Genomic DNA, 12,627 nt, shown 5'->3' with positions numbered 1-12,627 from the left:
CGTCTGAAATTATTGAAAAAATTACTGAGGCCGCGACGAACAAACCGATCCTTTTGGTTGCTTCTGGAAAAACGGTGCTTCCCGCTAACGCTAAAACTGCTCAATGCCTGCAACACCCCATTCGCAAGTGCGACCTCCATGGCGCTCTGCGACGAATTTCCACCATTCTATCCGATCCGGCGCCACTCATTCCGGCCCTGCCAACCGGTTCCTCGACTGCCGCTCAGATAGACAGTGTTGCGCCCAATCCTACCCCCCCGAAGATGAGGTCATTGACGGGTCGCCTCGCAGAATGCGCGTGCTTACTGCAGAGGACAATAAAACCAATCAATTGGTTTTTCGAAAGATGGTTAAAAATCTCGACATCGACCTCAAGTTTGCGAACAACGGCCGTGAGGCCATTGAATTGTTCCAGAGTTTTCGGCCCGACGTTATTTTTATGGACATTTCCATGCCCGAAGTTGACGGCAAGGAAGCCACACGATCGATCCGGAATATAGAAACTCAAGATGGATTAAAGCACACGCCCATCATCGCGCTCACGGCCCATGCTATGCCCGAGGATAAGGACGAAATTTTAAAAGCTGGCTTGGATGAGTATTCCACCAAACCCCTTCGAAAAGCCATTATTTTCGAAAAAATAGAGAAGCACCTCCCTCATGGTGCTTTGCCAATTCAACTACCAACCGAAGCGTTGGAAGCTACGCCATTGGCTTGATAAACACGGGTTGCTCAGGGGTCGAGCGCTCAGGAGCAAACAAAAACCCGCCACTTTCAAAATCGCGAAGGCCTTGGGGATCTTCAATACGGTTTTGAATAACAAATCTTGCCATCGCCCCGCGTGCTTTCTTGGCGCTAAAACTAATTATTTTCGGCCCGCCAGGACGATCTTCCAGAAACTGAGGGGTCACGATTTTCAAGGTAAGCACCGATAGATCAACGGCTGTGAAATACTCCTTGGACGCGCAATTTACGAGGATATCGCTGCCACTGGCCTGGGCAGCATCATTGAGGGCCTTAGCAATTCGGTTTCCCCAATATGCGTACAGCGTTTTTCCTTGGCGCGTTTTTAATCGGCTCCCCATTTCCAAACGATAGGGTTGAATGAGATCGTGAGGTGCCAGCACGCCGTACAGGCCCGACAAAATCCGCAAATGCCCACGTGCGAAATCCATCTCGTCCGCATCTAGGCTCGAAGCTTCGAGACCCAAATAGGTGTCACCCGCAAAGGCGTAGGCCGCTTGTTTAGCGTTTTCCAATGTTGATTCCGGTTCAAAATCGCGAAACCTTTGCGCGTTGAGTTTGGCGAGATCTGAACTAATAGACATTAGTTCTTGAAGCTTTTTGACGGAAAGGCGACTCGCGGTGGCCGCGAGCGAGGTAGCGTCCTCCTGAAACTTCGGAAAGGACACGGGGCCATCAATGGGATCAAAATTCAAACGTTTTGCGGGGGAGATTACGGTTAGCATTTTTCAATCTTCTTTCAAAACTTCAAGAAACGCGGAGCCAAAGCGCTCAGCTTTTACCGCCCCCATACCGGACACACGTTCTAAATTATCTAACGACGCCGGTTTTCGCTCAGCGATATGGCGCAGCGTGGACGTGCTGCAACTTAGGTATTTATCCAATCCAGACTCGCCGCGCGCCAGTCGAACCTGTGTTTCGGCAAGCTTGTCAAAAACATCCCCCGAGGCCCTGCCCGCTATTTTTCGGCGCAAGGGGTGCATATTTTCGGATGCCGCCCCAACGATGACCTCCAGAAAAACAGCGCCGTAGGTTTCGAGCTTTTTCGCACCGACGCCGCCAATACGCGCCATATCGTCGAGATTTTTCGGGCGGGTTTCCGCCATTTCGATAAGCGTTTTGTCGTTGAAAACAACATAGGCGGGAACACGCGCCGTTTCGGCGAGGGCGCGCCGTTTGGCTTTTAGCGCACTGAGGAGAGGTTCATCCTCGTCGGAAACCATGCGTTTGATCGCAGGCGTCCGCGTTTCGGATGCCTTTTTGATCAGATCGCGCCGCAACTCAATCGTCGTTTCGTCGCGCAAGAGGGGGCGCGCCGCTTGGGTCATCCGTAGGGCGCCGTATCGCTCGGCGTCAGGGCGCACCAAATCATGCCCCATCATTTGCCGGAAAATCGCTTGCCACTCGCGCTTATTGAACTCTTTTCCAACGCCAAAAGTTGGCAAAGCGTCGTGGCCGCGTTCGCGGACTTTTGGCGACACATTTCCGATCAGAATGTCGATGAGGTGGCCCGCGCCGAAATACTCGTTCGTGCGCAAAATCGCGGAGAGGGCTTTTCGCACCGCGATGGTGCCGTCAAAAATATCCGCAGGCGTTTCACATAGGTCGCAATTTCCGCAAGGCGGGCTGTCTTCGTCAAAATAGGACAGCAGGTTTTGGCGACGACACCGCAGCGCTTCGGCCAAACCCAGTAGCGCATTCAGGCGTGCGTGATCCGCCATCCGCCGATCAGGTGGGGCGAGCCCTTCATCAATTTGGGTTCTGCGTAGGCGAACATCTTCGGCCCCAAACAACGTCAGGGTTTCCGCTGGGGCTCCGTCACGACCCGCGCGACCAATTTCTTGATAATACGTTTCGATGGATTTGGGCAAATCTGCGTGGGCGACCCATCGAATATCGGGTTTATCGATGCCCATGCCAAAGGCCACGGTCGCGGTGACGATCAAGCCGTCTTCGCGCTGAAATCGACTTTCCACAATGCGGCGATCGTCGGCTTGCATGCCACCATGGTAATGTAATGCGTGGTGGCCAGCATCGCGCAAGGCTTTGGCGAGGGCCTCGGTTTTCGCACGACTAGCGCAATAGACGATCCCGGGCTGACCTTTGCGGGCAGCGGCGAAGGCCAATATTTGCCCGCGCGGGCCGTCTTTTGCTTCAAATTTCAGGTGGATATTGGGCCTATCAAAGCCATGCAGGAAGGTTTCTGGCTGCACATTATTAAAGAGGCGCTCGACAATTTCATCGCGGGTTTCTTGATCGGCAGTTGCCGTGAACGCCGCGAGGGGCACGTCAAGAAGCTCCCGCAACTCGCCGATTTTGAGGTAGTCGGGACGGAAATCATGGCCCCAAGCCGAAACACAATGGGCCTCGTCAACGGCGATGAGACTGACGCCGATGCGGCGCAACATGTTCATCGTGCCGCCGTTCGCAAGCCGTTCGGGCGCCAAATATAATAGCTTTAAACGGCCCGCATCCAGCGCTTCAAACACCTGCGCGGTCTCTTCTTCGGTGTTTCCAGAGGTTAAGGCTCCGGCTTCAACACCGGCCTCTTTCAGAGCGCGCACTTGATCGCGCATGAGGGCGATCAGCGGGGAAATAACGACCGTTACACCGCTACGCACCAAGGCCGGAAGTTGGAAACACAGCGATTTCCCGCCCCCAGTTGGCATGATGGCCAGCGTGTTTTTGCCGTTGGTAACGGCATCAACGATCTCTTCTTGGCCGGGTCGAAATTCATCAAACCCGAAGACAGAAGAGAGGAGCGATTGCGCGGTGGTCATGGCCTGTGGTGCTGCTTTTTTGGTTGTCACCACAATCCCACAGGCTGTGCGCAAGGGCAAGCGATCCTAGAAGAAAAGCGCTGCGTTATTTTGAAGAAGAATGCGGACGATGATCAACGCAAGAAAGGCAACCAGCGGCGCAAGATCAAGCCCCCCATTTCGGGCAGAAAGCGGCGAATGCGGCTGTAAATTGGCTCAAGCAATTTGTTCAATCCAAACCAAAGTTGCGCAACAAGCGGTTGGCGCAAATTCAGAACCTGAAAGTTAATCAGCCAACTCATGATGATGTGCGCAATCATGATGTACCACACGACACTGATGAGCAGATTTAGGATTTGATAGAGTGAAGACATGAACCGAACCTTTTTGCTTTGTTTCCCTCAAGTAAAGGTCGTAGCGCGCGCTGACAAGAGTTTAGGTGGATTTGCCGCGACGTAGGTATTGACGATAGGTCAGTTACGCGCCAAGCCAATGCGAAAAGGAGTTCCCAATGTATCCGTTTTTCCGAATGGGCAAAGAAGTCGTTAAATTCCGAAATGCCCCCGCGCTTGAACTTGGGGAAACGCATGTCTCGCACCACATTTGCTGGCCTTGGGATCTGGATTTTTGGTTCGAGCTCAACAATGGTCGCACCCTTTCGATTTATGACCTTGGGCGTATTCCATTGGCCACACGTACAGGCGTTATGAAAACTATGAAGGCGCAGAAATGGGGCCTAACGGTTGCTGGATCGAGCGTTCGGTACCGACGCCGCGTGCGCGTATTTGACCGCCTCGAAATGCACAGTCGCCTTGTAACGTGGGATGCGCGGTTCATCTTTCTGGAGCAATCGATGTGGTATAAGGGCGAATGTACGAGCCATGCGCTGTTTAGAATGGCGATAACGGATCGCAACGGGATTGTTGCGACAGATCGCGTTATGACGGCGATGGGTGTGGAAACGGATGCTCCCGCGATGCCAGAATGGGTCGCCGCTTGGGTGGGTGCCGAAGGTCAACGCCCGTGGCCACCGATGCAGGACGCCCTCTAAAACCTTGCGCAAATGGCCACTTCTCTATTCAGTTGTTGAAAAAGACGTAGAGGAATGGGCATGACAGAGGTTTCCGCGAAGAAACGCATCTGGGGGTGGATGATGTTTGATTGGGCTAGCCAGCCTTATCATACGTTGCTTTTGACCTTTATTTTCGGACCCTATTTTGCGGAAATCGTCGCTAACTCGCTGATGACATCGGGCATGACGCCCGATGCCGCAAAAGCCCAAGCGCAGGCCTATTGGGGATACGGGCTTTCGATCACCGGCCTTATTATCGCTTTTTCAGCCCCCGTCTTGGGCGCGTTTGCCGATAGTTCGGGGCGGCGAACGCTCTGGATCAAGACGTTTTCGGTGCTGTATGTTGTGGGGGCTGCTGGCTTGTGGTTCGCCGATCCCAGTAGCTTTAACATCGCGATTGTACTGATGTTTTTTGGTATTGGCCTCATTGGGGCGGAGTTCACCACGATTTTCACCAATTCAATCCTGCCGACCCTCGCGCCCCCAAAGGACATCGGACGTATTTCTGGATCGGGGTTTGCGCTTGGATATTGGGGCGGGGTTCTATCGCTTTTTATCATGTTGTTGTTCTTTGCCGAGAACGCGACAGGGGTGACTCTTTTGGGCATTGCACCTCTGTTCGGACTTGAGAGCGCAGCGCGTGAAGGCACTAGGTTTGTCGGCCCTTTTACCGCCCTTTGGTTTATCATCGGGATGATCCCGTTTTTCCTTTGGGTACGTGAAACACCCCGCGAAAATGCAACAGAGGGCGGCGTAAAAACCGCTCTTGGGTCCCTGTGGAAAACCATTAAATCCTTGCCCCAACGCAGCAGCCTTTTTGCCTTTCTCACCAGCAGCCTTTTTTATCGCGACGCGCTGAACGGGCTTTATGGCTTTGGGGCGCTCTATGCGAAAGCGGTGCTAGATTGGTCAATCATTCAGATCGGGATATTCGGAATTGTGGGGGCCATCACGGCGGCGATTTTCGCGTATTTCGGCGGGCATATCGATCAAAGGACGGGGCCAAAACCCATTTTAAAAGTCGCGATCCTCGTCCTGATTGGCGTTTGTATTGTTGTGGTTTCGATGACGCGCGAGAGCCTTTTCGGCATCCAATTTTCGCAGGGTTCCAGCGCACCTGACATTATTTTCTTCATCTGCGGCGGCCTCATTGGCGGTATGGGTGGCGTGCTGCAAGCAAGTTCGCGGACAATGATGGTCCGCCATGCAAACCCGTTGCACGCGACCGAAGCTTTCGGCCTTTATGCGCTGTCGGGCAAAGCCACCTCTTTCCTTGCGCCCGCATTGGTGGCATTGACGTCAGACATAAGCGGAAACGCGCGGATAGGGATAACGCCCTTAATTGCGCTATTCATTATCGGCCTCGTCCTGTTAGTCTGGGTGAAACCCCAAGGAGACCAAACCGCATGAAATTACGCGGCATATTGACTGTTATCCTCGCCCTCGCTTCTGCGCCGAGCATGGCTGCCGAACCCGAAGCGCGCGCCCTCTTTGGGGCCAAGAAAACGGGTACAGATCATCAGTCCATGTCCTTTGGTGGATACTCAAAAGGATGCATTGCAGGCGCGCAACAATTGCCCGAAACCGGCCCGACGTGGCAAGCGATGCGCCTGTCACGGAACCGCAACTGGGCGCACTCCGATACAATTGAGTTTGTTGAACGCCTGTCGAAAACGGCTGCGCAACAAAACGGTTGGAATGGCCTTTATGTTGGCGATATGTCCCAGCCGCGTGGGGGGCCAATGACGTCTGGTCACCGCAGTCATCAGCTGGGCTTGGATGCAGATATCTGGATGCTGCCGGCCACGAACTTGAATTTGTCTCGCAAAGATCGAGAGAACCTTTCGTCGATCTCGATGCAGAAAAGTAAAGGCGCTTATGTGAATTCCGGCTGGACGGCGGCGCACCATAATATCCTAAAGGCCGCTGCAAAAGACAAAAGCGTTGCGCGGATCTTTGTATTTCCCGGTGCCAAAGTCCAAATGTGTAGGGATGAAAAAGGCAATCGCGATTGGTTGCGAAAAATTCGTCCGTGGTACGGTCACCACTATCATTTCCACGTGCGCCTTGCCTGCCCCAAAGGCGAGAAAAACTGCGTCGATCAAGCGCCCCCTCCGAAGGGTGATGGCTGTGCGGACGCCGAAAAATGGGTAGCCGATATTCTAAATCCACCCGCGCCAAAACCGCGCGATCCAAATGCGCCGCCTCCTAAAAAACGTCGTGAACTCATCTTATCGGACCTTCCCAACCAATGCGCTCAAGTTTTGTCGTCGCAATAGCGGTTTTGGCCTTAATCGGCCTGTTTTCTCAAGGTTTAGCAACCAGCATCACGTCAAAAGCCCGATATGTCGGCTCTATTCTGGTACCGCAAACCAGCCCTGAGAATGGTGGTTTTTCGGGACTTTCGCTGGATACATCTGGCGACAAATTCTTGACAATTACGGATCACGGCACTTTCTTCTCGGGGCATTTCCTACGCGAAAACAACGCCATAAAAAAGATCATCTTCGAACAATCCACCCCGCTTTTGAGTACGGAGGGATTACCCGTTCTGAAGCCCGGAAACGACTCCGAGGGGTTGTCCGTGCGGAAAGATGGGCAAATTTTTGTATCGTTTGAGGGGCCCGCTCGCGTGTTGTCGTATCGCAATACGTTGAGTAAAGCCGTCGACATCCCCGTGCCCGAAAGCTTCATGAAATTGCCAAAAAACGGCGCGCTTGAGGCACTGGCTGTTGCTCCTAACGGCGCGCTGTTCACCCTTGCCGAGGGGGTTTCCAAACACACAAATCCGCATTCGGTCTTTCGCTATTTTAATGGAAAATGGAAACTATTCGCCACCATTGAAAGGCGTGGGAAATTCCTGCCTGTGGACGCTGAATTTGGGCCTGATGGAAAATTCTATTTGCTGGAAAGGAACTTCAGCGTGCTCGCGGGTTTCCAATCTCGTGTCCGTCGATTTGATATAGTTGGGAATGATTTTGGACAAGAAGACGTCATTTTGGAAAGCACGTTCGGGCAACATGGAAATCTTGAAGGCTTGTCCGTTTGGCGTGATGCTTTGGGAAATACGCGCCTAACCATGATCGCAGATAACAACTTCAAGTTTTTCCTGCGCAGCGAAATTGTCGAGTATTCGTTGACGGAATAGCTTGCAAACTGTGGTTCCGTTGGTTAAACGCCTCCCGTCCCGCAAGGTGTGGGGCCGAGTCTCCGCTACCTTGAAAAAACGGAATCAAAACATGAAGAAAATTCTTCCTGGCGTCCTCGCCATGGCTGCCATCGTTGTGACCAGCAACATTCTGGTGCAATTTTTGCTGGGCGACTGGCTCACGTGGGGCGCCCTTACTTATCCTCTTGCGTTCCTTGTGACGGATATCATGAACCGCGTTTATGGTGTTTCCGCCGCACGGCGTGTTGTCCTCGTGGGCTTCTTTGTTGGCATTATTTGCTCGCTTATCGGAACCCAAATCATCGGCGAATACGGCCCCCTCGTTGCCCTCAGAATTGCGGTTGCCTCCGCGGTTGCGTTTCTTGTCGCGCAGTTGCTGGACATCTCTATTTTCAATCGCCTTCGGGATGGCAAGTGGTGGAAAGCGCCCCTCGCTTCAACTTTGGTCGGATCGGTGGTGGACACCGCGCTATTTTTCACCATTGCTTTTGCGGCCAGTATTACGATTTTTGGCGCCGAATCTGATGCCGCGATCAGTTGGGCATGGGAGAGCGTCCCCTTCCTTGGAGTTGGGACGGCAGTACCTTTGTGGGTGTCGTTGGCCTGCGCCGATTGGGCGGTAAAACTCGCCCTCGCCTTAATCGCATTGGTGCCATTTCGGGTCATTGTTACAAAACTTCATCCAAATGTAGCGTAAAACATTTTGACAATCCCAAAATATGTGGCAGGCTTCTAGTTATCGTAACAACTTGAAAGGAGGTGCCTATGATTATTGGGAAACAGGAGCAGATGGCTAAGGTCACGAGCGGGGAAATGTTTAGGAGGCAGTCCTTCTAAATATAATCCAGCTCTAGGGCTCTGTTTCGCCCTTTTAGCCACCTCCACTTCTCGAGGGGAGCCCTAGTGAGTTTCACTAGGGCTCTTTCCGTTGAACGGCGTGCATGTTAACTCTCTAAAGGGCCGAGCAGGAAATCCTTAACACATGTTAGTTATCAACGAAGCCATAACTCTTGCAGACTGGGAACTTTCCGAGAGTTTCACCCGCAGTTCTGGCCCTGGGGGACAGAACGTTAATAAGGTATCCACGGCAGTTGAGTTACGCTTTGAAGCGGCTCGCAGCCCCAACCTTCCGGCGGACGCCAAGACCCGACTAAAACGCCTTGCGGGTCGAAAATGGACACTCGAAGGCGCGCTCATCCTTCGCGTTGAGGACACGAGGAGCCAAGCGCGCAATCGCGAGATCGCCAGAGAGCGCCTAAAAGAGCTTATTCTTGCGGCTCTAAAACGCCCAAAACATCGCGTCAAAACGCGCCCAACCCTCGCGAGCAAACGGCGGCGGGTTGAAGGAAAAGTGCAACGTGGGCAGGTGAAATCCCTACGCGGGCGCGTCAATACAGACGACTAGCTTGCCTCAGACTTCGACATTAAAGGCTGTTTGCTCACCAACGTCAAAGACCCGTTTGTATCTTGCGATCTCTTCGGGGGGCCCCATCGCCTTGGCAGGGTTGTCAGAAAGTTTGACCGTGGGATGGCCGTTGGCGTTGACTGCTTTGCAGACCAATGAGAAAGGCGCAAGGCCATCGTTTTCAACCAAACCGCGGAAATCATTGGTCAGTAGTGTCCCCCAACCAAAGGATACCCGCACGCGGCCCGCAAACATTGCTTGCAGCTCAATGATTTTCTCAACGTCGAGACCGTCAGAGAAAATGACCAGTTTTTTCGTGGGATCTTCGCCGCGCTCTTTCCACCAATTGATCGCGATTTCTGCGCCGATTGCGGGATCGCCGCTGTCGATCCGAATGCCCGTCCAACTGGCGAGCCAATCTGGAGCTTCACGCAAAAATCCCTCTGTGCCGTATGTGTCGGGCAGAATGATGCGAAGATTTCCCTCATGCTCCTCATGCCAATCGGCAAGAACTTTGTAGGGAGCCTCGCGCAACGTAGCATCATCGGGAGCCAAAGCCGAGGAAACCATCGGCAACTCATGTGCGTTGGTGCCAATCGCTTCAACTTCGCGGCGCATCGCAATCAGGCAGTTCGAGGTGCCAACAAACTTTTCCGAGAGACCTTCCTGCATGGCTTGAACGCACCAATCCTGCCACATAAAGGAATGGCGACGGCGCGTTCCAAAATCTGCGATCCTGAGGCCGTCAACATGTCTCAACCGCTCGACTTTTTCCCAGACTTTTGTCATGGCGCGGGCGTATAGAACTTGAAGTTCAAACCGGCCCATATCCGCCGTGACGGCTCGACTGCGCAATTCCACTAAAATGGCAAGGGCGGGGACCTCCCAGAGCATGACCTCTGGCCAAGTCCCTTCAAAAGTCAGCTCATATTGCCCGTCGATTTTTTCGAGATGATAGGCGGGTAATCGGAGTTTTTCGAACCACTCCATGAAATCGGAGCGAAACATTTGCCGCTTCCCATAGAACATATTCCCGCGCAGCCAGGTGCTCTCTCCACGGCTCAGGGAAAGGCTGCGCATATGGTCGAGCTGCTCGCGTAATTCGCCTTCATCAATGATGTCCGCCAAACGGATATTTTTGCTGCGATTGATAAGGGAAAACGTGACAATTGCGGTGGGTTCATTTCGAAAAACCGATTGGCACATCAGCAGTTTGTAAAAATCTGTGTCAATCAAAGACCGAACGATCGGGTCAATCTTCCATTTGTGGTTGTACACGCGTGACGCGATATCGACCATTGCTCAGCCCCCGTTAAGTTCCCTTTGTGATAGGGCATAGGGCGCCGTTCGAAAAGCCAGAACTAGCGTTGTGCAATGTGAAAGCTGACGCAATCCAACAATTCTTTCATTTTTACCGGTTTTGTGAGGAAGCCGTCCATGCCTGAATTTAGGCATTCTTCGCGGTCACTATTAAAAGCGTTGGCCGTAAGCGCAATAATAATTGCGCGCGATCCATCCTCTTCCTCAAATTTTCGAATGCACCGTGTCGCCTGTAAGCCGTTCTGCTTAGGCATTGAAACATCCATCAACACCAATTCTGGCTTGTGTTTTTTGTACTGCTCCACGGCATCAATGCCGTCTTGAGCGAACTGAAGATCACCCGCGTGCCGCTCCAGCATTTTTCGGATTAACAAGCGATTTGTACCGTTATCTTCGGCAACAAGGATTCGCTTATCGCGTAGATCCAATACATTCGAAAGGGGCGCGGCCTCCAGAGGCCGCAGGTTTTCAACACCGGAGTGCGCGGATAGCGTGAGCGACAGCGTGAAACACGACCCTACTCCAATGGTAGATTGGACGTGAATGTCGCCCCCCATTTCAAGGGCAAATCTGCGTGATATCGTGAGCCCCAATCCCGTACCGCCGTAATTGCGGGTGGTGTCCTCTTCAGCCTGGGAAAATTCATCGAAAATCCGCGACAGGGCCTCAGGTGCAATCCCAATACCTGTATCCTTGACGGCGATTTCAATTAAATTCCCCGCGCAAACGGATTGAATATTGACACAAATGGCTACTTCTCCTTGGGGCGTGAATTTGATGGCGTTGCCAACAAGATTGATAACGATTTGGCGGATATGTCCAACGTCACCGACAAAGAAATCTGGTGTATCGGGGAGGAATTCCAAATTAATTCCGATGCCTTTTTCCTCCGCCAATGGTGCCAGAAGATTAACGGACTCCGTGAGACAACGAGACAGAGAAAACGGCTCCATCAGGATTTTAATGCCTCCAGCGTCCAGTTTGGAGAGATCGAGAATATCATTGATGATTCGCAACAGCGCTTCGCCTGAACTGAGGATCGTATCCGTATACTTTCCTTGATCGCCCTCAAGTTTTGTTTGTTTGAGCAAATCGGCCATGCCAATGATCCCATTTAGGGGCGTCCGTATTTCATGGCTCATGGTTGCCAGAAAATTGGCCTTGGTCCGCGCACCTTCTTCGGCTGCAACTTTTGCGAGGGCCAACTCTTTCTCGCGTTCCTTTGCCTGAGTGATGTCACGCTCCACCGAGATCACCTTGGCGAGCGTCCCGTTTTCCGAAATAATCGGCGTGATATTCGCATCGACCCAAACGATCTCTCCCGATTTCGTGTGGCTCTGAATTTCGACCCGAATTGATTTGTGTTGGCCAAGCGCATCAGCGATGGCTTTTAATGTCTTCGGATCGGTTTCTGGACCGTTTAGGAGATCGGCCACCTTCCTGCCCAAAACTTCTTCTCGATCGTATCCAGTAATTCTTGTAAAAGCTGGGTTCACCCATTCAATCCCGCGGTCAGGACCCGAAATAATTACGCTGTCATTCGCAGACTGTGCCACCAATGCGAGATTTCGAGAATGCAATTCCTTTGAAATGAGGGTCGCGTGCATCTCTGCAAGTTTTCTCTTTTGTTCAAAAATATTTCTACTATTCGCGAGTCGCCGTTTGAAGGTGGAATTCGCGTAGCTAATATATAGGAACGTCATATAGGCCAACATGGCCGTTGCGAGCGTATCGAAGGGATTTGGATTTCCGTTCCCTGACGCTGCGAAAAAGTCCGAAAAACTCAACCAAATCACGACGCAAACATAGACCGAGAGCCGTGCTTTACTCGCGCGTTTGTGATATTCCCACACAAGCCCAGCGTTGATGGATGCACCCGTCAGGAAAATCATAGCAAAATAGTGGGTCGACCCGTCGACAACAGAAAACCACGTGAAAAGAACACACAGTCCAAGCGTACATCCCTGTATAAAGGCCGTCACAGTGCTTAATTTAAGTGCCCGAGGAAGGTCTTTTGGGTCCAAATCCACTTTGGTGAGGCGATAGAGACAAAAACAATCCAACACCTCGCCACAGACAACCAAAACCGCCATGGCCAGCCCAAAGAAAGGGGAGACGAACCATGCAAGGGCAATCGCCCCCCGAGGGTTACAATTTG

11 protein-coding genes and 1 pseudogene are annotated in these 12,627 nt (G+C 52.4%); 7 read left to right on the top strand and 5 right to left on the bottom strand.

Annotated elements, in window-relative coordinates:
- Positions 1-103 precede the first annotated feature (103 nt).
- Positions 104-718 (top strand): response regulator, encoded by a 615-nt coding sequence (locus RC74_RS23490; RefSeq protein ID WP_335339590.1) that lies wholly within the window; start codon positions 104-106, stop codon positions 716-718.
- Here the strand turns inward: RC74_RS23490 and yaaA are convergent.
- The 3 genes and pseudogenes from yaaA to RC74_RS06560 form a co-directional block, all read right to left on the bottom strand.
- A complete protein-coding gene (yaaA, locus tag RC74_RS06570) occupies positions 702-1,469 on the bottom strand; it encodes a peroxide stress protein YaaA (RefSeq protein WP_039000301.1) in 768 nt (255 codons plus the stop codon). The two genes, RC74_RS23490 and yaaA, sit on opposite strands and share 17 nt — an antisense overlap.
- 3 nt (positions 1,470-1,472) lie before the next feature.
- A complete protein-coding gene (gene recQ, locus RC74_RS06565) occupies positions 1,473-3,524 on the bottom strand; it encodes a DNA helicase RecQ (RefSeq protein ID WP_039000345.1) in 2,052 nt (683 codons plus the stop codon).
- A 66-nt stretch (positions 3,525-3,590) separates the two neighbouring features.
- A pseudogene (locus tag RC74_RS06560) lies at positions 3,591-3,877 on the bottom strand (YggT family protein).
- 137 nt (positions 3,878-4,014) lie between these two features.
- Between RC74_RS06560 and RC74_RS06555 the strand changes: the two are divergent.
- The 6 genes from RC74_RS06555 (at position 4,015) to arfB (ending at position 9,149) form a co-directional block, all read left to right on the top strand.
- Complete coding sequence (locus RC74_RS06555; RefSeq protein WP_039000304.1) at positions 4,015-4,554, top strand: thioesterase family protein; 540 nt, start codon at positions 4,015-4,017, stop codon at positions 4,552-4,554.
- Between the two features lie 60 nt (positions 4,555-4,614).
- Positions 4,615-5,985, top strand: a complete 1,371-nt coding sequence (locus tag RC74_RS06550; RefSeq protein WP_039000347.1) for an MFS transporter — start codon at positions 4,615-4,617, stop codon at positions 5,983-5,985.
- 50 nt (positions 5,986-6,035) lie between these two features.
- Positions 6,036-6,854, top strand: coding sequence for a penicillin-insensitive murein endopeptidase (gene mepA, locus RC74_RS06545; protein ID WP_236940072.1), 819 nt, complete (start codon positions 6,036-6,038; stop codon positions 6,852-6,854).
- Positions 6,827-7,723: an esterase-like activity of phytase family protein gene (locus RC74_RS06540; RefSeq protein ID WP_039000306.1), complete on the top strand. Its 897-nt coding sequence runs from the start codon at positions 6,827-6,829 to the stop codon at positions 7,721-7,723. Before mepA ends, RC74_RS06540 begins: the two co-directional genes overlap by 28 nt.
- Before the next feature lie 91 nt (positions 7,724-7,814).
- Positions 7,815-8,441 carry a queuosine precursor transporter gene (locus RC74_RS06535; RefSeq protein WP_039000308.1) on the top strand — a complete coding sequence of 209 codons (627 nt, stop codon included), beginning with the start codon at positions 7,815-7,817 and terminating at the stop codon, positions 8,439-8,441.
- Between the two features lie 285 nt (positions 8,442-8,726).
- Positions 8,727-9,149 (top strand): alternative ribosome rescue aminoacyl-tRNA hydrolase ArfB, encoded by a 423-nt coding sequence (gene arfB / locus RC74_RS06530; protein ID WP_039000309.1) that lies wholly within the window; start codon positions 8,727-8,729, stop codon positions 9,147-9,149.
- A gap of 6 nt (positions 9,150-9,155) precedes the next feature.
- On the opposite strand, the gene pncB is transcribed toward arfB, so the two are convergent.
- Both pncB and RC74_RS06520 read right to left on the bottom strand, forming a co-directional pair.
- Positions 9,156-10,448, bottom strand: coding sequence for a nicotinate phosphoribosyltransferase (pncB, locus tag RC74_RS06525; RefSeq protein ID WP_039000310.1), 1,293 nt, complete (start codon positions 10,446-10,448; stop codon positions 9,156-9,158).
- 62 nt (positions 10,449-10,510) lie between these two features.
- The gene (locus RC74_RS06520; RefSeq protein ID WP_062628158.1) at positions 10,511-12,562 is read right to left on the bottom strand and encodes a PAS domain-containing hybrid sensor histidine kinase/response regulator; all 2,052 of its coding nucleotides are present in this window, start codon (positions 12,560-12,562) and stop codon (positions 10,511-10,513) included.
- Positions 12,563-12,627 lie beyond the last annotated feature (65 nt).

This window comes from Falsihalocynthiibacter arcticus (assembly GCF_000812665.2).
Lineage (GTDB): Bacteria > Pseudomonadota > Alphaproteobacteria > Rhodobacterales > Rhodobacteraceae > Falsihalocynthiibacter > Falsihalocynthiibacter arcticus.
Note: the sequence above shows the minus strand (reverse complement) of the source record. Positions and strands in the feature narration are given on the sequence as shown.